The sequence below is a fragment of the Alloalcanivorax sp. genome (genome assembly GCF_964221125.1).
In the GTDB taxonomy this organism is placed as follows: Bacteria; Pseudomonadota; Gammaproteobacteria; order Pseudomonadales; family Alcanivoracaceae; genus Alloalcanivorax; species Alloalcanivorax venustensis.
Window position 1 is genome coordinate 1 of sequence record NZ_CAXPXK010000034.1, and the last position, 19678, is coordinate 19678.

Consider the following 19678-nt stretch of genomic DNA (forward strand, 5'->3'; position numbering starts at 1 on the left):
CTCTGCAGACCTCCATGGAGCGTCTGTCTTCCGGCCTGCGCATCAACAGCGCCGCCGACGACGCCGCCGGCCAGGCCATCGCCAACCGCATGACCGCCCAGACCACCGGTCTGGCACAAGCCCAGCGTAACGCCAACGACGGTATCTCCGTGGCGCAGACCGCTGAAGGCGCGCTCAACCAGGTGAACGACAACCTGCAGCGCATCCGTGAGCTGACCGTTCAGGCACAGAACGACACCAACTCTCCGGAAGATTTGAACTCCATCCAGGACGAAATCACCCAGCGCCTGGGCGAGATCGACCGTATCTCCGAAGAAACCAACTTCAACGGCGTGAAAGTGCTGGCTGAAGACCAGGAATTCTCCATCCAGGTCGGCGCCAACGATGGTGAGCAGATCACCATGAACCTGAAGGAAATCAACGCCGAGACCCTGGGTCTGGACGATTTCAACGTGAACACCCGCCTGGCTGAAGTGCCCGCCGATGGTGACACCATTGAGGTCGACGGTCAGAGCTACAACATCACCGCCGCCGACGCGGGGGCCACCGGTGCCGACTCCACCGACGTCGACGCAGATGAAATCAGCCAAGGTACTTTTACCGGCACTCCGGCTGCCGACGGCACCAACAGTCTGATTGTTGACGACAAGGGCAACGCCTACGTGAAAAACGAGAACGGCGGTGAAGTCAGCTACTACGAAGCAGAATTGACCGTCAGCGACGGTACCGCCACCGGTTCCGCCAGCATCAGCTACACCGTAGCGGCCGATGCCAAGGAAGTGAGCGGCGTCACCGACGATTCCACCCAGGTAGCCACCGAGAACCCGCTGGCCGCCCTGGACTCCGCGCTCAGCGACGTGGACAGCCTGCGCTCCGAAATGGGTGCCATGCAGAACCGTTTCGATTCCGCGATCACCAACCTGAGCACCACCGAAACCAACCTGTCCGCGGCCCGTTCGCGCATCGAAGATGCCGACTACGCGGTGGAAGTGTCCAACATGACCCGCGCGCAGATCCTGCAGCAGGCCGGCACCTCCGTACTGGCCCAGGCCAACCAGGTACCGCAGAGCGTCCTGTCCCTGCTCGGCTAACCAGCCAGCCATCGGGATACAGAAGGCCCCCACAAGGGGCCTTCTTTCGTTCCGCCGCCGCCAAAGCCCTGAAATAACCGCTTAAACCCCCGCTTAATCCCATCTTTAGCCCGTCCGGCCCACTGCTAACCTCTTCCTACCGCCATAACGCAGGCCCGGGGTCATCATGTCCGTCAAAACCACACCGTCCGCCACCTTCTCACGCATCAAGCACGCGTATCGTCAGGCCTGGAAAGGCCGCGAATTCGCAAAAGCGGAGAAGCAAGCCGTCTTGATGACCCGACGCCATCCGAACTACGCCTACTCATGGCGCTCTCTGGGGGCGGCGCGGGTAGAACTGAAGCGCCCGGCGGACGCCCTGGAGGCGCTGGCGGAGGCCACCCGCCTGGAGCCGAACGATGACCAGGGTTTTTACTGGCTGGGTTCCGCCCGCTTCGCCTTGAAAGACTGGGATCAGGCGTCACGGGAGCTTCAGCAATGCCTGGCGTTGAATCCCCGGCACGCGGCGGCACACGCACTGCTGGCACGCGTATACAGTGCCCAGGGCCGGCGCGAACGGGCGATGGAAAGTATCGACACGGCACGCTCCCTGGATCCGGACAGCCCGGCCATCCTGACCCAGAGAATCAATATTTTCTCGGCGGCGCGGCGCATGGAAGACGTACTCGCCGACTGTCAGCGCCTGTTGGAGCTGGATAGCAACAACCCCAGCTTCTATAACCTGGTGGCCGGGAAATACTGCGAGATGGCTGACTTCGCCCGGGGCGCTCACTACTTCGAAGAGGCGCTGAAACGCAGGCCGGACTATCTCGAGGCCTTTTCCAACCGCATCTTTAACGCCCATTACGACCCCTCCTTGAGCCACCAGGACATCGCTGCCCTGATTCAGCGCTGGCGGGCAAGCTTTTCACCGGCTCAACGGCCGCGCCGGCCGGAAGGCGGCGGCCGCGAAGAAAGCCGTCGGCTCACCGTTGGCCTGCTTTCCTCCGGCCTGCGAATGCACCCGGTGGGACAGATGATCACCTCGGCCCTGGAGAATCTGCCTGAAGAGGGCTTCCGGCTGACGGTCTATTCCACCAGCGACCTGAAAGACCCGCTCACCGCACGGATGCGGGCAATCACCGACCAATGGCACAACGTCGCCGGCCGTCCGGACGCCAGCGTGGAAGCGTTGATAGAGCAGGATCAGGTGGACATTCTGATCGACCTGAGCGGCCACACCGACGGCAACCGCCTGCGGCTGATCGCCCGGGAACCGGCGCCGCTGATCGTTAAGTGGGTGGGCGGCCTGGTAAACACCACCGGGCTGGATGCCATTGATTACCTGATCAGTGACTCGGTGGAAACGCCACCGGGTTGCGACGCGGACTATCTGGAGAAGCTGATCCGGATGCCCGACGACTACATCTGCTATATGCCGCCGGAGCACGCGCCGCCGGTGGGCGCGCTGCCGGCCGCCGCAAACGGCTATGTGACCTTCGGCTGTCTGAATAACCCGGCGAAGATCAATCCCCAGCTGATCGGCGAGTGGGCGCGCCTGCTTGAGGAGATTCCCCACAGTCGGCTGCTGCTGAAGAGTGGCCAGTACAGCGACGCCACCTTCCGCGAACGTCTGTGGTCGGAATTCGAAGCCGCCGGCATCGAGCGGCAACGCGTAATGCTGGAAGGCCCGGAAAACCACATCGCCTTTCTCGATACCTACAACCGCATCGACATCGCCCTGGACCCCTGGCCCTACTCCGGCGGCCTGACCACCTGCGAAGCGCTGTTGATGGGGGTGCCGGTGATCACCCTGCCCGGCCCCACCTTCGCCGGACGGCATGCCGCCTCCCACCTGGTCAACGCCGGCCTGCCGGAACTGGTGGTGGACAGCTGGGACGCCTACCGCGCCCGGGCCCGCGATCTGGCCGGCGATCTGGATAATCTGGCCACGGTGCGGCGCCACCTTCGCGACACCCTGGTGCAATCACCGGTGTGCGACGCGCCCCGCTTCGCCGCCCACCTGAGCGCCGCCCTGCGGGGCATCTGGCAACGCCATTGCCGCGATCTGCCACCCGCCGCTCTGACCTTTGAACGAGACGGCAGCGCCCGGTTCGAGGATCAAGCGCTGCCGGTGCCAGAACCGGTCACCCCCTCTGTCACCTTGAAAAAAGCGGCGATACAACGGGAAACAGCCGGCCAGTTCCACTTCGATTTCAGCGGCAAGATCGTAACCCTGGACAACGGCGGGCAGCTCCTGGAAACCGGCGCCGCGGACTCACTGCTGCCGCTCGGCGCCTTCGAGTTGCTGGTGTTCGATCCGCTCGGTGAACACACCTCGCACGCCGCCCGCCAGCGCGACGGGCTGCAGGTATTTCCACAAACAACCCTCGGCGACGGCGAACCGGCGGTGCACTACGCGTGCCTGGACCCGACGTTCAGCGCCACCCTCAAGCCGTTGCCGGACGCCGGCGACGGCGCCCGGGTGCTCACCGAACTGCCGGTCAATACGGTGGCGCTGGACAGCATTGAGGGACTGCCCAGTCTGGACTGGCTGGTTCTCGATCATCGCAGTGATAGCATGGCGGTGCTGGAAAACGGCGCGAACGCGCTGGCGAACACGCTGCTTATTCAGGCATCACTGCGGTTCGACGTTCGCCATGCCGGCCAACCGGATCTGTCGAAGCTTTGCCAATGGGCTCAAACTCACGGCTTCCGTCTGTACAGACTGAACAATCCCACCCACCGCAGCCATCTACCCGAGGAGATGGGCCCAGACCGGCAAGCCACTGAACTGGTCGCCAGCGAAGCCCTGTTGCTGCCCACGCCAAGGGCGCTGAGTGCCCTCGACGACAACCGCAAGGTGAGACTGGCCTTCCTGTTGCACACGGTGTACGGCATCAAGGATCTCGCCTATGCGCTGCTCGAGCAGGTCGACCCGCAGCAGGCGCACGCCTACCTGGACGCCGATGGCGGACTGCAACGCCCCTTCACGGAGCCGGCCGTCTTCGTGGTCGGCTGCGGCCACAGCGGCACCACCCTGATGGCATCGCTTCTCGGCGCGCACCCGAACATTTACTGCATACCCCGGGAAACCTACTGGTTCCTGAATAATCCGAAGCTGGACCAGGAGTACCCGCAAGCCCGGCGCGACGCCGCCGACGAGGGCAAGACCCTGGTGTGCGAGAGGACCCCCAAGCATGTGTACCGGATCGATGAGATCAAGCGGCGCTTTCCCAACGCCCGTGTCGTGGCGATGGTAAGGGACGGCCGTGACGTGGCCTGCTCCATCAAAAAGCGCACCGGATCACTGGACGGCGGCATCCAACGCTGGCGGCAGGATAATACCGAGCTGCTCAAGCATGAGAACGACGACCACGTTCACCGGGTCCGCTACGAGGATCTGATCCAAGACAAAGAGGGCACCATGGCCGGTGTTCTGGCCTTTCTCGGTCAGCAATACACGGACGAGGTGTTCGGCTTTTACAAGAAGAACTACAACTGGTTCGGCGTGCAACCGGCCAAGGAAACCGACGGCGTCGGCGAGCAAAGCCATGTCATGCGGCGCTCCTGGCAAATGAGCCAGCCCATCCATGATCGCCGCGGCATCTGGCGAGAGTCGTTGAGCGAACAGGAGGCAAAGCGCTTTGAAGCGCAATGCGCCGATCTGATGCGGCACTTCGGGTACCTCTGACAGGTATCCGCCGCCACCCGCCTGGGCCGGTGGCGGCATAAAGTTATGGGCGTGGCGGCCGATACAGGTACAAACCTGTGCATATAACTATCGGCTGAGGGCCCGCCCATGACCACGCCCGTGGACAACAACAGCGTTTCATCCCTGCCTTCGCAGTTCTCCTACCTGGCCGCGCGTCAGCGCGTGGAAAAAGTGCTGGCACAGCTGCCCGCCGCCGGCGGCGCGGTGCAGGAGAGCGACTCGGAAAGTCGGATGGTAGAACGGGAGGAGCTGGTCAAACCGGTCCAGCAGATCAACGAAGTGCTGCGCCGCTACGGCGTGGAGTTTCAACTGAGCGAGGATTCCGGGCGCGCCATCATTCGCCTGATCGACCGGGAAAACGGCGAACTGATCCGCCAGATCCCCCCGGAAGAGGCCCTCAACGCCGCCCAACGCCTCGAAGAAGTAAAAGGCCGCCTCTTCAGCCTGGAAGTCTAAGCTCGGGCCGCGCCCCCGGCACGGCCCGCTCTTCAGCTATTAACTGTTAACTATCAACTATTAACTGCTTTTTATACTTGCATATTCATAACGTCTTTATAGGCGGACACCAGCCGATTGCGCATCTGCACGCCCATCTCGAAGGCGATGCTGGCTTTCTGGCTGGTGATCATGGTGTCGTGCAGCGACACGCCGGGCTCACCGGCCTGGAACGCCTTGGCTTTGTCGCCGGCGTCGGTCTGCATCTGGTTGATGCGCTCCAGGCTGGATTGCAGCGCCTCGCTGAAGCCGCCGCTGCCCACGGTGGTGTCCAGGTTCTGCCCGCCGGCCCGGGGCACGGCGCCGGCCGCCTGCCCGGCGAGGTCCTGCATCTGGTTGAGCGCGGCTTGCATGGCCGGATTGATGGTCGGTGTGCTCATAACGTATCGCTCTGCGTTACCCGCTATTTGAACCGCAAGATTACCAGCCCCCGCCGTGACCCAAGCGGTCAAATGACGGCAAAAAGGCGGGCTTTTCTTTCCTTTGTGTGTCCCGGGGCTGCTCATAATGGCATGCGTCGCAATACCACCGGAAAGCAGCAATGCCTTTTCAACACTATTCCCGTCTCCCCGGGGGGCACGCATGAGCAACGGCGAGACCCGCCCGGACAATAACGGCATCGAACAGATGCTGGCGCGGCTGCGCGCCAACCCGCTGGTGCCGTTGCTGGTGGCCGGGGCCGCGGTGATCGCCCTGGTGGCGGCCATGCTGATGTGGGCCAGCGCGCCGGAATACCGGGTGCTCTACAGCAACCTCAGCGAAGCCGACGGCGGCCGCATCATCAGCGAATTGGAAAGCCGCGCGGTGCCCTATGAGTTCAGCCAGGGCGGTCGCGCCCTGATGGTGCCCGGCGACCAGGTCCACAAACTGCGTTTGCAGCTCGCCGAGCAGGGCCTGCCGGAAGGCGGCAACGTGGGCTTCCAGATCATGGACGAGCAGGCGTTCGGCATCAGCCAGTTCGCCGAGCAGGTGAATTTCCAGCGCGGTCTGCAGGGCGAGCTGGCCAGCTCCATTGAAGCCCTGGGCCCGGTATCGCGGGCGCGGGTGCATCTGGCCATGGCCAAGCCGTCGGTGTTCATCCGCGACCGTGAGCCCGCCAAGGCGTCCGTGGTACTGACCCTGGAAGCGGGCCGCGCGCTGGGCGACGGCCAGGTCGACGCGATCGTGCATATGGTCTCCAGCAGCGTGCCGGAACTGGCCCTGGAAGACGTCACCGTGGTCGATCAGGCCGGCCGCTTGTTGTCCCGGCCCTCCGGCAGCGGCGGTGGCCTGGACGGCACCCAGCTGGAGTACGTGCGCGAAGTGGAGCGCGTCTACCGCCAGCGCATCGAGAGCATTCTGGCGCCGATCCTGGGCCCGGAGAACGTGCGCGCCCAGGTCACCGCGGAGGTGAATTTCGCCCGCCGCGAGGAAACCAACGAGCGCTACGGCCCCAACCAGGGCGGCAACCCGGCGGCGGTGCGCAGCAGCCAGACCCGGGCGGTCTACAGCGGCGGCGAGGATCTTGCCCAGGGCGTGCCCGGCGCGCTCACCAATACGCCCCCGGGCGCGGCGGCCTCGCCGGTGCAGCAGAACGACGATCAGCAGGAAGGCGAAAACACCGAGGACGACGACGACACCACCAAGCGCCTCAACCACGAAGATGTGATCAATTACGAGGTGGACCGCAACATCACCCACGTTCAGCACGAGCGCGGCCAGGTGGAGCGGCTGTCGGTGGCGGTGGTGGTCGACTACCGCGACGGCGTGAACGAGGACGGCGAAGCCGCCCCGGTGCCGCTGAGCGACGACCAGCTGGAACGCATCAATCAACTGGCGCGCCAGGCGATGGGCTTCTCGGTGGAACGAGGCGACGGCCTGGAAGTGGTCAACAGCCCCTTCACCCAGGTGGAATCCGAGGACCAACAACGCGCCTGGTGGCAGGACCCGTTCTGGCAGGACTTCCTGTTCTCCATGGGCCGCTGGCTGCTGGTGGGCCTGGCCGCGCTGCTGCTGTTCCTGCTGGTGCTGCGGCCGATGCTCAAGCGCTACGCCCGGCAGGCCCCGGCACCGGCGGCGCGTCCGGCCCAGGCACAGGCCCCGTCACCGGCGCCGGCCGCCGCCGACGAGGCCGGGGACGAGCCCGAGCCGGTGGCGCCGCGCCGCCGCCGGCGCCGCTCCTCGGCCTACGAACAGAACCGCCAGGACCTCCAGGACATGGCCCAGGAAGATCCGGCCATGGTGGCGATGATCGTGCGTAACTGGATGAATCGGAATGACTGAGCTCAACAACACCCAGCGGGCCGCCGTGCTGTTACTGGCCCTGGATGAAGACAGTGCCGCCGAGGTATTCAAGCATCTGTCCGCCCGCGAAGTGCAGGAAGTCAGCCAGGAAATGGCCAAGCTGGGGAACATCTCCCACGACCAGATGCGCCAGGTGCTGGACGATTTCTATGACGAGTCGGAGCAGTTCGCGGCGCTGAACCTGTATTCCAGCGACCATATCCGCTCGGTGCTGACCAAGGCGCTGGGCAACGAACGCGCCTCCAGCCTGCTCGAGGACATCCTCGAACAGAATGGCGCCAATTCCGGCATCGACGCCCTCAACCTGATGGAAGCCAACATCGTTTCCGAGATGATCCGCGACGAACACCCGCAGATCATCGCCACCATTCTGGTCCATCTGGAACGGCGCCAGGCCGCCGACGTGCTGGAATACTTCGACGACAAGCTGCGCAACGACGTGGTGCTGCGCATCGCCACCTTCAGTGGCGTACAGCCCGCCGCCCTGCAAGAGCTCACCGAAGTGCTGGGCGGCATGCTCGACGGCCAGAACCTCAAGCGCAGCAAGATGGGCGGCGCCCGCACCGCCGCCGAGATTCTCAACCTGATGAACTCCAGCGCCGAGGAAACCGTGATCGAAACGGTGCGCGCGCACAGCGAAGACCTGGCGCAGAAGATCATCGACGAGATGTTCCTGTTCGAGAACCTGCTCGACGTGGACGACCGGGGCATCCAGCTGCTGCTCAAGGAGATCAACACCAACGCGCTGATGGTGGCGCTGAAAGGCTCCGACGAGAAACTCAAAGAGAAATTCCTGCGCAACATGTCGACCCGCGCCGCCACCCTGCTGCGCGAGGACATGGAAGCCAGCGGTCCGATCCGCGTGTCGCAGGTGGAGAGCGAACAGAAAGCCATTCTGCAGGTGGTGCGCCGCCTGGCGGACAACGGCGAAATCGTGCTGACCGGCGGGGACGATGCCTATGTCTAGCGCCCACTCAAGCTGGCGCCGCTGGCGGATGGGGGAACTGGACAGCGCCCGCGACCCGGGCGCCGCCCGCCCGGCCGCGGTCGACGCGGAACAGCGCAAGGCGTTTCAGCATCAGGCCGAGCTGCAGGCGCTGCGCAATGAAGCCCGTGAGGAAGCGCGCCGGGAAGGCCACCGGGAAGGCTTCGAGGCCGGCCGCCAGGAAGGCCACGCCCAGGGGCTGGAAGAAGGCCGCCGAGCCGGCGAGCACGAAACCGCCCGCCAGCGCCAGGAAGCCCTGGCGCCGCTGGCCGATCTGGTGGACGAATTCCGCCGCGCCCTGGCCGACCTGGACCACGCCATCGCCGAGGACCTGGTGGATCTGGCCCTGGCCACCGGCCGCCAGCTGGCCGGCGACGCGCTGCGCGAAGAGCCCGCCGAGATTCTTAACCTGGTGCGCACCCTGATTCACGAGGAACCGGCGCTCAACGGCAAAACCCGACTGTGGCTGCACCCGGACGACCTGGCGCTGGTGGAACAGGAGCTGCACGCGGAATTCCACGCCGCCGGCTGGAAACTGCACCCGGACGATCAGCTCAGCCGCGGCGGCTGCCGGGTCACCAGCCCCAGCGGCGAGCTCGACGCCACCCTGGAAAGCCGCTGGGAAAACCTGGCGGCGCGGGTGCGGCGGCGCAGCCGCCGGCCGCAAGCCGACGGCGACGACGGCGGGGAACAACCATGACCAGCGCCGAGAACCTCCATCAGGCGCAATGGCGCCGCACGCTCAACAGCGTCACCCGGCGCGTGGCGACGGCGCCCCACTACCAGGCCAGCGGCCGGGTGGTGCGCGCCACCGGCCTGGTGTTGGAAGCGGTGGGCCTGCGCACACCGCTGGGCAGCGCTTGCCGCATCGAGATCACGGCGCCGGGCAGCGACCGGCCGGACTTCGCCGAAGCGGAAGTGGTGGGGTTCTCCGGGGACAAGCTGTTTCTGATGCCGCTGGCGGAGATCAGCGGCCTGGTACCGGGCGCCCGGGTGTTCCCGCTGGGCGACGGGGAAGACACCGGCGCGCGCCGCTTCCCGCTCGGCGACGCGCTGCTGGGCCGGGTGGTGGACGGCAACGGCCGCCCGCTGGACGGCGGCGCGCCGCTCGATGACGTGCCCCACGGCACCCTGGCCTCGCCGCCCATGAACCCGCTGGCGCGGGCGCCCATCGACACCCAGATCGACGTCGGCATCCGCGCCATCAACACCCTGCTCAGCATCGGCCGGGGCCAGCGCATGGGCCTGTTCGCCGGCTCCGGCGTGGGCAAATCGGTGCTGCTGGGCATGATGGCCCGCTACACCGGCGCCGACGTAATCGTGGTCGGCCTGATCGGCGAGCGGGGCCGGGAAGTAAAAGACTTCATCGACAATATTCTTGGCGAGGAAGGCCGCCGCCGCTCGGTGGTGGTGGCCGCCCCGGCCGACACCTCGCCGCTGCAGCGGCTGCAGGGCGCCGCCTACGCCACCCGGGTGGCGGAGCATTTCCGCGACGCCGGCCTCAGCGTGTTGCTGATCATGGATTCATTGACCCGCTACGCCATGGCGCAACGGGAGGTCGCCCTGGCGATCGGCGAACCGCCGGCCACCAAGGGCTATCCGCCGTCGGTGTTCGCCAAGCTGCCGGGGCTGGTGGAGCGCGCCGGCAACGGCGAAACCGGCGGCGGCTCGATCACCGCCTTCTACACCGTGTTGACCGAAGGCGACGACCAGCAGGACCCGATCGCCGATTCCGCGCGCGCCATCCTCGACGGCCACGTAGTGCTGTCACGGACCCTGGCGGAGTCCGGCCACTACCCGGCCATCGACATCGAAGCCTCGATCAGCCGCGCCATGACCGCCATCGTCGGCGGCGGGCAGCAACAGCGCGCGCAGCAGTTCAAGCAGCTGTTCTCGCGCTACCAGCGCAACCGCGATCTGATCAGTGTGGGCGCCTACAGCCCCGGTCATGACCCGGCGCTGGACCGGGCGGTGGAGCTGTACCCCTCGATTGAACACTTTTTGCAGCAGGGTATCGGCGAGCGCGCCGATATCGATGATTCGCAACAGGCACTGGGTGCCTTGCTTGGAGGTGTGCCATGAACGCGTCCAACCCGCTGGACACATTAATCGAGCAAAGCCGCAAAGCCCGCGACCACGCCGGCCGCAACCTGGCCGACGACCGCCGTGGCCAGGCGCAGAGAGCCGCGCAGCTGGACGCCCTGCGACGCTACCGGCACGAGTACTGCCGGCGGCTGCAGGACGCCATGAGCCGGGGCATCGACGCCGCCACCCTGGCCAACTACCGGCGCTTCATCCGCTCCCTGGACGACGCCATCGACAAAGCCCTGCAGGCGCTCGACCAGCAGCAGGAAAAAGTGGCCGCCAGCCAGCAACACTGGCAGCAACGGCAACGCCAGCTGTCGTCCTACGACACCCTGGCCGCGCGCCGCGCCGAGCAGGAGCGCCGCCAGGAACAACGCCGCGAACTGCGCGACAACGACGAATTGACCAACAACGCGATGGCCCGCCGCGTGCGCCGGGACTGACGGGAGGATAACCCATGGATATCACCGCCTTGCTTAGCCAGAACCTCGCCAAGACCGGCGCCACCGGGCAACCGGCGGCCGCCGACGGCGAGGCCTTCGCCGGCTCGCTGCGGGATGCGGCGGCGAAACTGCTGTCCGCGTCCGAATCGGACGGCGCCCGCGGCGAGGCCGCCCTGGCGCTGCTCGATGCCGGCGGCGACCGCCCGCTCACCGGCGAAGCCAGCGACGCCCTGCGCAACGCTCTGGAAGCGCTGGCCGGCAGCCGGCTCAAAACCGGTGACGGCGACGCCCTGCCCGCTCAAAAGGCCCCGTTGGCTGAACTGGCCGGCGCCGGCGTAAGCGAAGAAAACGCGATCCGGGATTTGGTCGAGCACGCCGCGGACAACGGCGCCGCTAACCCGATGACCGGCGGCCTGGCCGTGCCCGCACCGCTGACCGCCGCCGCCTCGAAAAACACGGCGCAGGCACTGCCAGTGATGCGCGCGCCGGACGCCCTCAACCGGCCGGCCACCGTTTCCGCCCTGCCCACTGACGGCGCCGCCGGCGACACCCTGAGCCCGGCCCCCGCCGCCACCGGCGAGGCCAAGCCGGCGATGCCCGCCTGGGCCAGCGACGCCCAGGCCTTGAACGTTACCCTGGAGCGGTCACGCCTGGACACGCGCCTCGGCGCTAACCAGGAAGGCGGTGCTCAGAACGCTGGCGTGATGGGCGCCGGCGGCCAGACCGGCGCGGCCGGCGCCACCGGCCCCGCCGCCCAATTTACGTTGCAGGCGCCGGTGGCCAGCGCGCCCTGGCAGCAGCAACTGGGCCAGCAGATGGTGGGCCTGGCGCAACGCGGCGACCAGCACATGGAGCTGCACCTCAACCCGCGCGAGCTGGGGCCGCTTTCGGTGAGCCTGAAACTCGACGACCAGGGTGCCCAGGCGCATTTCTTCTCCAGCCATTCCACGGTGCGCGGCGCGGTGGAGCAGGCCATCCCGCAACTGCGGGAAGCGCTGGCCGAACAGGGCATCGCCCTGGGTGAAGCGATGGTCGGCGAGCACCGCCAGGGGTTCGCCGGTAACGGCGACGGCCAGCCCGGCCAGCGCGGCGCCGCCCCGGGCGGTGACGGCCTGGCCGGCGAGCCGGCCGCCACTGAAGAGAGCGTGCCGGTGAGCCGGATTATCGGCGGCGACACCGGCGGCGTGGATCTGTACGCCTAAACGCGAAGATAGGCCCTTTAGCGGGGCCTTTTCCGGCCATGCCGGCGCCCGCGCCGGCGGCATACTGCACTCTGAAACGGCAACCCTTATTCAGGATGGAAGGCACAACCCATGGCGGATTCCCCGAACCGGTCGAGCAAACTTGGATGGTTGATCGCCTTGATGGTGATCCTGCTCGGCGCTCTGGTGGCCATCAATATGTACCTGCTGCTGTCCGATGACAGCGACGACGACGATGAAGAGACCGTGGAGCAGGTGGAAGCGCCCCGGCCGGTGCTCTACGTCAAGCTGGAACCGTTCACCGTCAATCTGCAGGGCGAGCTGTGCGGCCAGCGGCTGCTGTACGTGGGCCTGTCCCTGCAGGTGGCCGACACCGAGACCGAGAGCTACCTGCTCGAGCACATGCCGCAACTGCGCAGCCGCATGCTGATGCTGTTGTCCGGGCAGAGCTCGCAAACCGTGGCCACGCAGCAGGGCAAGGAATCGCTCAAGGCCGAGATTCTCGAGCTGTTCGCCCAGCCGCGCGACGACGGCCAGCCCGAACTGCAAGTGGATGATGTGCTCTTCACCGAGTTCATCGTGCAATAAACCGGGTGGACGCCAATGGCACAAGACGATCTGCTATCCCAGGAAGAAATCGATGCGCTGCTCAACGGGCCCGGCGGTGACGACGAGTCGCCGGCCAGCAAAGAGCCGCGCCTGCGCCCCTATGACCCCGCGTCCCAGCACCGGGTCATCCGCGAGCGCCTGCACAGCCTGGACATCATCAACGAACGCTTCGCGCGCCATTTCCGGGTCAGCCTGTTCAACCTGATCCGGCGCAGCGCGGACATCACCGTGGATTCGGTGCGCTACCAGAGCTTCAAGGACTTCGCGCGCAATCTGCCGGTGCCCACCAACCTGAACCTGATCGCCATGAAGCCGCTGCGCGGCACCGGGCTGGTGGTGTTCCCGCCCAGCCTGGTGTTCATGGTGGTGGACAACCTGTTCGGCGGTGACGGCCGTTTCGTCACCAAGTCCGAGGGGCGCGAATTCACCAATACCGAACAGCGCATTATCCAGCGCCTGCTCAAGCTCGCCATCGACGCCTACCAGGACGCCTGGAAGTCGGTGTACTCGCTGGAGATCAGCTACCTGCGTTCCGAGATCCAGGCCAAGTTCGCCAACATCACCAACTCGCCCAACGAGATCATCGTCAACACCACCTTCCATCTGGAAGTGGGCAACCTGGCCAGCGACTTCCAGGTGTGCATGCCCTACTCGATGATCGAGCCGCTGCGCGAGCAGCTCAATAACCCGATCGCCGATGGCCGCGACGCCGGCGATCAGGCGTTCAGCCATCGCATGGCGGGTGAAATCCGCCGTTCGGAGGTGGAGCTGGTGGCCGAGTTCGTCAACGTGCCCAGCCGCATCTCCCAGGTAATGAGCCTCAAGCAAGGCGATGTGCTGCCCATCGATCTGCCCGACACCGTCACCGCCCGCGTGGACGGCGTGCCGGTGCTGGAATGCGATTACGGCAGCCGCGACGAACAACGGGCGCTGCGCGTACAGCGCGTCATCGACCACGCCAACGCCCATGCGGCGGCGGCACCGAGGAAGCCGAGCAATGACTGATCCCAACAAACCCGATCAAAACGCCAGCGACGACGACTGGGAAAAGGCCATGGCCGAACAGCAGGGCGAAGAGACCGGCGGCGACGACGCCGATCCCTGGGCCGAGGCGCTCGCCGAACAGGAAGCGGCCGAAGGCGGTGGCACCGGCGATGCCGGGGACGCGCCGGCGCGCAATGCCGACGACCGGGTGTTCAAGCCGTTCGACGCCGGCACCGGCGCCGGCGACGCCCGCGACCTGGAAATGATCATGGATATTCCGGTCAAGCTGAGCGTGGAGCTGGGGCGCACCCGCATCACCATCAAGCAGCTGCTGGAACTGGCGCAGGGCTCGGTGGTGGAACTGGACGGCCTGGCCGGCGAGCCCATGGACATCTTGATCAACGGCTACCTGATCGCCCAGGGTGAAGTGGTGGTGGTGGAAGACAAATACGGCATCCGCATCACCGAGATCATCACCCCCTCCGAACGGGTTCAGAAGCTCAACCGATGAGCAGCGCCGACGCCCAGACCAAGACCGGCATCGAGGCGGTGCAGGCCGGCGGCGACGCCATGCTGGGCATGGCGGCGTTCGGCAAGACCGCGCTGGTGCTGGTCGCCATGGTGGGGCTTATCCTGCTGTGCGGCTGGCTGCTCAAGCGCTTCGGCCCGGGCCAGACGGCCGCCGGCCAGACCCTGAAAGTGGTGGCCAGCCGCGCGGTGGGCGCCAAGGAACGGGTGGTGGTGCTGGAGCTGGAAGACACCTGGCTGGTGCTGGGCGTGGGCGGCGGCAAGGTCACCAAGCTGCACGAGCGGCCGGCCCCGGAGCGGCCGCCGGCACCCGAGCCGGCGCCCACCAGCCAGGCGGTTAATCCGGAAGACGGCTTCGCCGGCCGTTTCGCCCAGGCGTTGAAAGCCAACCTGCGCGGCGGCCCGGGGAAACCACGATGAGCACGCTCCGGTCGCCCGGCACGCCGCGCCGCGCCCTGCCCTGGCTGGCACTGGCGCTGATCTGCGCGCTGCCCGACCTGGCCTGGGGCCAGGCGACGATCCCCGGCATCACCAGCGAGCCCACCGCCGGCGGCGGCCAGCAATGGTCGATCAAGCTGCAGACCCTGCTGCTGCTCAGCAGCCTGGCGTTCCTGCCGGCGGTGCTGCTGATGATGACCTGCTTCACCCGCATCATCATCGTGCTCAGCCTGCTGCGCACCGCCATGGGCACGCAGTCGGCGCCGCCCAACCAGGTGCTGCTGGGGCTGACGCTGTTCCTCACCTTCTTCGTGATGTCACCGGTGTTCAACAAGGTCTACGACCAGGCCTGGGTACCGCTGGAGCAGGAACAGATTGAATTCCCCGAGTTCGTGGAGCGCGGCGCCCAGCCGTTCCGTGAGTTCATGCTGGCGCAGACCCGCGAGCCGGACATCGCCCTGTTCGCGCGGCTCGCCGAGGTGGGCCCCATGGCCGGGCCGGAGGATCTGCCGTTCCGCGTGCTGCTGCCCGCCTTCGTCACCAGCGAACTGAAAACCGCTTTCCAGATCGGCTTCACCATTTTTATTCCGTTTCTGATCATTGATCTGGTGGTGGCCAGCGTGCTGAGGGCGCTGGGCATGATGATGGTGCCGCCGGCGACCATCTCGCTGCCGTTCAAGCTGATGCTGTTCGTGCTGGTGGACGGCTGGCAGTTGATTATCGGTTCCCTGGCGGAGAGCTTTTTCGTATGACCCCCGAAACGGTAATGTCGATCGCCTACCAGGCGATGATGGTCACCCTCTACCTGGGCGCCCCGCTGCTGCTCACCGCACTGCTGATCGGCCTGCTGGTGAGCCTGTTCCAGGCCGCCACCCAGATCAACGAGATGACCCTGTCGTTCATTCCGAAAATCCTGGGGGTGTTCGGGGTGCTGATCGTGGCCGGACCCTGGTTGCTGTCGTTGATCATTGATTTCACCCGCACCCTGTTCCAGAACATTCCGTTCCTGGTTTCCTGAGCCCACGCCATGGTCGATGTCTCCTTTGACCAACTGCACACCTGGCTCACCGCCTTTCTGTGGCCGTTCATGCGCCTGACGGGCTTTTTCATGGCGGCGCCGCTGCTCGGCCACAGCGCCGTGCCCAACCGGGTCAAGATCGGCCTGGCGGCGTTGCTGTGCATCGTGGTGGCACCGGCGCTGCCGCCCCTGCCGGCGGCGCCGGTGTGGTCCTGGGCCGGGCTCGGCATCGTGGTGGAGCAAACGCTGATCGGCGTCGCCATGGGCCTGGCGCTGCGGGTGATGTTCACGGTGGTGCAGGCGGCGGGGGAATTCATCGGCCTGCAGATGGGGCTGGCGTTCGCCACCTTCGTGAGTCCGGACGGCGCCAACACCATGATTTTGTCGCGGCTGTTCTACATGATCACGCTGCTGATGTTCCTGGCGGTGAACGGCCATCTGATCGTGATCGACACCCTGGCCACCAGCTTCCAGACCCTGCCGGTGGGCACCAGCGGGCTTAACCCCAACGGGTTCGAGATGCTGGTGCGCTACGGCGGCACCATCTTCGTATCCGGCCTGCTGCTGGCGTTGCCGCTGGTGGCGGCGCTGCTGATCGTCAACCTGTCGCTGGGCATCCTTAACCGCTCGGCGCCCCAGCTCACCGTGTTCTCGGTGGGTTTCCCCACCTCGCTGACGCTAGGGCTGTTCCTGCTGCTGGTACTGATGACCGATTTCGGCCGCTTCCTGCAGGGATTGTTTTCCGAAGGGCTTCAGTTCCTCAGCCAGTTGGTCGAGGCGCTCGCGCCTCTCTCCTGACCGTTGTGGATCCTCACTTGTGGGAGCGGGCCCTGCCCGCGAAAGGCAAGCGAAGCTTGCCGGCGGGATGACAGAGACCTGTTTGAACGCGCGGAAAAGATCTCTCTGGAATCCTGCCGGGTGGCTGGAAGCCACCCTTTCGCGGGCAAGGCCCGCTCCTACAAATCTACATGCGGTCGAAAAGGGACATGCCCTTGATGTCGACGAAGGCCTTTTGTGCGGCCTGCAGGCTGACCTGACGCAGGCTGTATTGGGACACCACTTCCGCGAAGTTGGCGGGATCGCTTAGGTCGCCGATCAGGTTGGAGTAGGTTTCGGTGTAGTTGAGCTGGCGGTTGTCGGCCACGCCGTCGACCACATTCAGTTCGTTCAGGCGCGAGCCCACCGACGCGCGTACCGTTAACACATTGTCCAGGCTGTTATCGAACTCGCGCATGACGGTATTGATGGTGTTGGCACGGGCCGCCTTCTCGGCGTCGTTGCCGGCCGGCTGGTCAAGCACCGCCAGCGCCTTCTCGAAGGTCTTGAACAGGTCGGTGTTCATGTTCTCCGCTTTGCCCATCTCAATGCTGTCGCCGTCGGCGGGCTGGCCCTTGAGCGTGATCGACAGGCCGCCCACTTCCACCGGCTCGCCCTCTTCATAGGCCTGCGCCGGGCCGCCGTCCACCGAGTAGGTGGTGGTGCCGCCGGTGACCGAGAATTCGATCTGGAAGCTGTTGCCGAAGTCCGGGTCGCTTTCATCGATGACCTGCGGGCCCTTGAACGTCAGGCTGCCGCTGTTGCCGGCGTCCGCTTCCGCCACATAGCCGGCGCTGGAGTGCACGCTCTGAAAAATGGTCTGGCCGTTGTCGGTCACTTGCATCAGCCGGGAGGCATCGATGCGTTGCTCGCGGGTATTGGTATCGCCGACATAGCTGACGGTGCCGTCGGCGGCGCGCACGAACGGCTCACTGGCGTCCTGGTAGCCGCCGAAAAGATGGCGGCCGTTGCCGTCGGTGGCGTTGGCCTGGCCGATCACGGTTTCATACACGCCGCGCAGATCACTGGCGACCGAGGCGCGGTCGGCGTCACTCAGGGTGTCGCTGGCGGCCTGGATCATCAGCGTCTTGGCGCTGGCGATGGCGTCGCTGACGCTGTTCAGCACGCTCTCTTCCTGGGACAGGGCGTTGCGGGCGCTGATCCGTGAATCGGTGTACTGCTGGGTGACGGACATGGATTGCGCCACCTGCACCGCCCGCGAAGCGGCCTGGGGGTCGTCGGAGGGGTTGACCACCTTGCGCCCGGTGGCGATCTGCTGGCCCACCCTCATGAACTCGCCCTGCTGTTGATTCAGGGAATTCATGCTCTGCTCATACATGGTGACGGTGCTGATACGCATGATCTTTTCCTGTTAACGCAGGCCGAGGATGGCGTCCATGATGGTGGAGCCGGTCTGAATCACCTTGGCGTTGGCCTGGTAAAATTGCTGGTAACGAATCAGGTTGGCGGCTTCTTCATCCAGGTTGACGCCGGATTCGGACTGCTGCACCGCTTCCAGTTGCTCGGTGAGGCCCTGCTGGGCGCTCAGGTTGGCCTGAACGATATTGGTGCGGTTGCCGACATCGCCGACGATCGCCGCGTAGGCGCCGCTCAGCGTGGCGCCGCCGCCCACCAGCAGGCTGTCCTGCAGGTCCTGCAGGGCCAGGGCGTTTTCGTTGTCGCCGCTGCCGCCGCCCTGCCCGGCGGCCAGTTGCGCCGGTTCACTGATACGGTTTTCCAGACCGCCGGCGGCCTGCCGCGTGGGCTGCAGCTGGAAGCGGTCGCCGTCGGCCAGGGTGCCGGCGTCGCCGATGGTCACCACCACGCCGCCCACGTTGAGCTGATCACTGCCGTCCAGGGTCGCGGTGACTCGCTCGCCGGTGTCGCGCCGGGTAATTTCAAACTCACCGGCGGCGGCGTCGGTCACCACCAGGTCGTAGTCACCGGTGGTGAGCTGGTCCACGTCGCCGAACGCGGCGTCGATGGTGGCCGAGCCGGCGTTGTTTTCGTTGGAGAAGGCACGCGGCTGGCCCACGTCGAACATTGCCTCGCCGGGATCGCCGTTCAGGTCGAAGCCGGCCTGGTGCTGCCCATTGAAAGCGGTGGCCAGGGACACCGCCAATTGACCGATCTGGTTCTGGGTCTTATCCAGGGTCTCGGAGCGGAACGTGAGCAAACCGCCCAGCGCCCCACCGGTGATCGCGTCCTCGTCAAGCTCCACCTGGTTGCCGGCGGAATCGTTGTAGCCGACCACCGTGCGCGTGGGGTCCGCGGAGGACGACATCGCTTCCAGCGAGAAGCTGCGGGTGCCGGCGACAATCGGCTGGCCGTTGCCGATGGAGAGGTTATAGGTGCCGCTCTCCTGAATGGTCAGCCGCACGTCGACACGCTCGTTAAGCTCGGCCACCAACTGATCGCGCTGATTCAACAGGCCGTTGGGCGCCTTGCCGGTCTTCGCCTTGGCCAGAGCGATCTCCCGGTTCAGGTTGGCGATCTGGTCGGCGCTGTTATTGATCTGGGTGATTTCGTCACGGATGTTGCTGTCGATACCGCTCTGCATATCGCGCAGATAACCGTCGAAGGAACGGAACTGGGCGCTGAGCGTGTCCGCCGCGCCGATCACGCCCTGGCGGGCGGCCGGGTCGGACGGCGAGCTGGCCAGGTCTTCCAGGGACGAGAAGAAATCCTGCATCAACGGCGCCAGACCCGCGTCCTGATCGGCGAGCAGGTTATCGATCTGGCTCACCTGGGTCTGGTAGGACTGCAGCGCGCTGCTTTTGCTGCCCGCGGCGTTGAGCTGATCGGCCACGTAGTGGTCGAACTGGCGCTGGATATCGTTGACCTGCACGCCGCCACCGGCGGATTGTTGCTCGCCGAGCAACGTCAGCTCGCGGTTGTAGCCGGGCGTGTAGACATTGCTGATGTTATTGCTGGTGGTGTTCAGGGCGTTCTGCGCGGCGTTCAGACCGCTGAGCCCGATGGAAAACATGCTCATCGTTTTGTTCCC

19 protein-coding genes are annotated in these 19678 nt (G+C 65.8%); 16 read left to right on the forward strand and 3 right to left on the reverse strand.

The window, feature by feature from the left end:
- Positions 1-2: 2 nt before the first annotated feature.
- The 3 genes from ACEQZD_RS04670 (at position 3) to ACEQZD_RS04680 (ending at position 5241) form a co-directional block, all read left to right on the forward strand.
- Entirely contained in the window at positions 3-1091 is a 1089-nt protein-coding gene (locus ACEQZD_RS04670; RefSeq protein WP_370184304.1) for a FliC/FljB family flagellin, read from the forward strand.
- Between the two features lie 166 nt (positions 1092-1257).
- On the forward strand, positions 1258-4764 hold the full coding sequence (locus tag ACEQZD_RS04675) for a sulfotransferase (RefSeq protein WP_370184307.1): 3507 nt from the start codon (positions 1258-1260) through the stop codon (positions 4762-4764).
- Between the two features lie 108 nt (positions 4765-4872).
- On the forward strand, positions 4873-5241 hold the full coding sequence (locus ACEQZD_RS04680) for a flagellar protein FlaG (protein WP_370184308.1): 369 nt from the start codon (positions 4873-4875) through the stop codon (positions 5239-5241).
- Between the two features lie 71 nt (positions 5242-5312).
- Here ACEQZD_RS04680 and fliE read toward each other — a convergent pair whose 3' ends face one another.
- Positions 5313-5660, reverse strand: a complete 348-nt coding sequence (gene fliE, locus ACEQZD_RS04685) for a flagellar hook-basal body complex protein FliE (RefSeq protein ID WP_142948113.1) — start codon at positions 5658-5660, stop codon at positions 5313-5315.
- A 202-nt stretch (positions 5661-5862) separates the two neighbouring features.
- Here fliE and fliF point away from each other — a divergent pair, with 202 nt between their 5' ends.
- The 13 genes from fliF to fliR all read left to right on the forward strand — a co-directional run bounded on the left by fliF (position 5863) and on the right by fliR (position 16653).
- Complete coding sequence (fliF, locus tag ACEQZD_RS04690; protein WP_370184310.1) at positions 5863-7542, forward strand: flagellar basal-body MS-ring/collar protein FliF; 1680 nt, start codon at positions 5863-5865, stop codon at positions 7540-7542.
- Positions 7535-8530, forward strand: a complete 996-nt coding sequence (gene fliG / locus ACEQZD_RS04695) for a flagellar motor switch protein FliG (RefSeq protein ID WP_142948111.1) — start codon at positions 7535-7537, stop codon at positions 8528-8530. The genes fliF and fliG overlap by 8 nt, the downstream gene beginning before the upstream one ends.
- Positions 8523-9248 (forward strand): flagellar assembly protein FliH, encoded by a 726-nt coding sequence (gene fliH, locus ACEQZD_RS04700; protein WP_370184313.1) that lies wholly within the window; start codon positions 8523-8525, stop codon positions 9246-9248. The genes fliG and fliH overlap by 8 nt, the downstream gene beginning before the upstream one ends.
- On the forward strand, positions 9245-10630 hold the full coding sequence (fliI, locus tag ACEQZD_RS04705; RefSeq protein WP_370184315.1) for a flagellar protein export ATPase FliI: 1386 nt from the start codon (positions 9245-9247) through the stop codon (positions 10628-10630). Before fliH ends, fliI begins: the two co-directional genes overlap by 4 nt.
- A complete protein-coding gene (fliJ, locus tag ACEQZD_RS04710) occupies positions 10627-11076 on the forward strand; it encodes a flagellar export protein FliJ (RefSeq protein ID WP_370184316.1) in 450 nt (149 codons plus the stop codon). The genes fliI and fliJ overlap by 4 nt, the downstream gene beginning before the upstream one ends.
- Positions 11077-11090: 14 nt before the next feature.
- Complete coding sequence (locus tag ACEQZD_RS04715) at positions 11091-12278, forward strand: flagellar hook-length control protein FliK (protein WP_370184319.1); 1188 nt, start codon at positions 11091-11093, stop codon at positions 12276-12278.
- 111 nt (positions 12279-12389) lie between these two features.
- Positions 12390-12866, forward strand: a complete 477-nt coding sequence (gene fliL, locus ACEQZD_RS04720; RefSeq protein WP_194856557.1) for a flagellar basal body-associated protein FliL — start codon at positions 12390-12392, stop codon at positions 12864-12866.
- 15 nt (positions 12867-12881) lie between these two features.
- A complete protein-coding gene (gene fliM / locus ACEQZD_RS04725) occupies positions 12882-13892 on the forward strand; it encodes a flagellar motor switch protein FliM (RefSeq protein WP_142948106.1) in 1011 nt (336 codons plus the stop codon).
- Positions 13885-14382 (forward strand): flagellar motor switch protein FliN, encoded by a 498-nt coding sequence (gene fliN, locus ACEQZD_RS04730; protein ID WP_142948105.1) that lies wholly within the window; start codon positions 13885-13887, stop codon positions 14380-14382. The genes fliM and fliN overlap by 8 nt, the downstream gene beginning before the upstream one ends.
- Positions 14379-14819, forward strand: a complete 441-nt coding sequence (gene fliO, locus ACEQZD_RS04735) for a flagellar biosynthetic protein FliO (RefSeq protein ID WP_194856556.1) — start codon at positions 14379-14381, stop codon at positions 14817-14819. The genes fliN and fliO overlap by 4 nt, the downstream gene beginning before the upstream one ends.
- Positions 14816-15589, forward strand: a complete 774-nt coding sequence (fliP, locus tag ACEQZD_RS04740; protein ID WP_370184323.1) for a flagellar type III secretion system pore protein FliP — start codon at positions 14816-14818, stop codon at positions 15587-15589. The genes fliO and fliP overlap by 4 nt, the downstream gene beginning before the upstream one ends.
- A complete protein-coding gene (gene fliQ / locus ACEQZD_RS04745) occupies positions 15586-15855 on the forward strand; it encodes a flagellar biosynthesis protein FliQ (protein ID WP_370184325.1) in 270 nt (89 codons plus the stop codon). Before fliP ends, fliQ begins: the two co-directional genes overlap by 4 nt.
- A gap of 9 nt (positions 15856-15864) precedes the next feature.
- Positions 15865-16653 (forward strand): flagellar biosynthetic protein FliR, encoded by a 789-nt coding sequence (gene fliR / locus ACEQZD_RS04750; RefSeq protein ID WP_370184328.1) that lies wholly within the window; start codon positions 15865-15867, stop codon positions 16651-16653.
- Positions 16654-16819: 166 nt separating this feature from the next.
- On the opposite strand, the gene flgL is transcribed toward fliR, so the two are convergent.
- Complete coding sequence (gene flgL / locus ACEQZD_RS04755) at positions 16820-18031, reverse strand: flagellar hook-associated protein FlgL (protein ID WP_335629102.1); 1212 nt, start codon at positions 18029-18031, stop codon at positions 16820-16822.
- 12 nt (positions 18032-18043) lie between these two features.
- Positions 18044-19666 carry a flagellar hook-associated protein FlgK gene (gene flgK / locus ACEQZD_RS04760; protein ID WP_370184329.1) on the reverse strand — a complete coding sequence of 541 codons (1623 nt, stop codon included), beginning with the start codon at positions 19664-19666 and terminating at the stop codon, positions 18044-18046.
- Positions 19667-19678 lie beyond the last annotated feature (12 nt).

Coding starts and splice junctions, on each gene's coding strand:
- ACEQZD_RS04675 (WP_370184307.1), top strand. CDS start 1,258: ATGTCCGTCAAAACCACACCGTCCGCCACCTTCTCACGCATCAAGCAC.
- ACEQZD_RS04680 (WP_370184308.1), top strand. CDS start 4,873: ATGACCACGCCCGTGGACAACAACAGCGTTTCATCCCTGCCTTCGCAG.
- fliE (WP_142948113.1), bottom strand. CDS start 5,660: ATGAGCACACCGACCATCAATCCGGCCATGCAAGCCGCGCTCAACCAG.
- fliF (WP_370184310.1), top strand. CDS start 5,863: ATGAGCAACGGCGAGACCCGCCCGGACAATAACGGCATCGAACAGATG.
- fliG (WP_142948111.1), top strand. CDS start 7,535: ATGACTGAGCTCAACAACACCCAGCGGGCCGCCGTGCTGTTACTGGCC.
- fliH (WP_370184313.1), top strand. CDS start 8,523: ATGTCTAGCGCCCACTCAAGCTGGCGCCGCTGGCGGATGGGGGAACTG.
- fliI (WP_370184315.1), top strand. CDS start 9,245: ATGACCAGCGCCGAGAACCTCCATCAGGCGCAATGGCGCCGCACGCTC.
- fliJ (WP_370184316.1), top strand. CDS start 10,627: ATGAACGCGTCCAACCCGCTGGACACATTAATCGAGCAAAGCCGCAAA.
- ACEQZD_RS04715 (WP_370184319.1), top strand. CDS start 11,091: ATGGATATCACCGCCTTGCTTAGCCAGAACCTCGCCAAGACCGGCGCC.
- fliL (WP_194856557.1), top strand. CDS start 12,390: ATGGCGGATTCCCCGAACCGGTCGAGCAAACTTGGATGGTTGATCGCC.
- fliM (WP_142948106.1), top strand. CDS start 12,882: ATGGCACAAGACGATCTGCTATCCCAGGAAGAAATCGATGCGCTGCTC.
- fliN (WP_142948105.1), top strand. CDS start 13,885: ATGACTGATCCCAACAAACCCGATCAAAACGCCAGCGACGACGACTGG.
- fliO (WP_194856556.1), top strand. CDS start 14,379: ATGAGCAGCGCCGACGCCCAGACCAAGACCGGCATCGAGGCGGTGCAG.
- fliP (WP_370184323.1), top strand. CDS start 14,816: ATGAGCACGCTCCGGTCGCCCGGCACGCCGCGCCGCGCCCTGCCCTGG.
- fliQ (WP_370184325.1), top strand. CDS start 15,586: ATGACCCCCGAAACGGTAATGTCGATCGCCTACCAGGCGATGATGGTC.
- fliR (WP_370184328.1), top strand. CDS start 15,865: ATGGTCGATGTCTCCTTTGACCAACTGCACACCTGGCTCACCGCCTTT.
- flgL (WP_335629102.1), bottom strand. CDS start 18,031: ATGCGTATCAGCACCGTCACCATGTATGAGCAGAGCATGAATTCCCTG.
- flgK (WP_370184329.1), bottom strand. CDS start 19,666: ATGAGCATGTTTTCCATCGGGCTCAGCGGTCTGAACGCCGCGCAGAAC.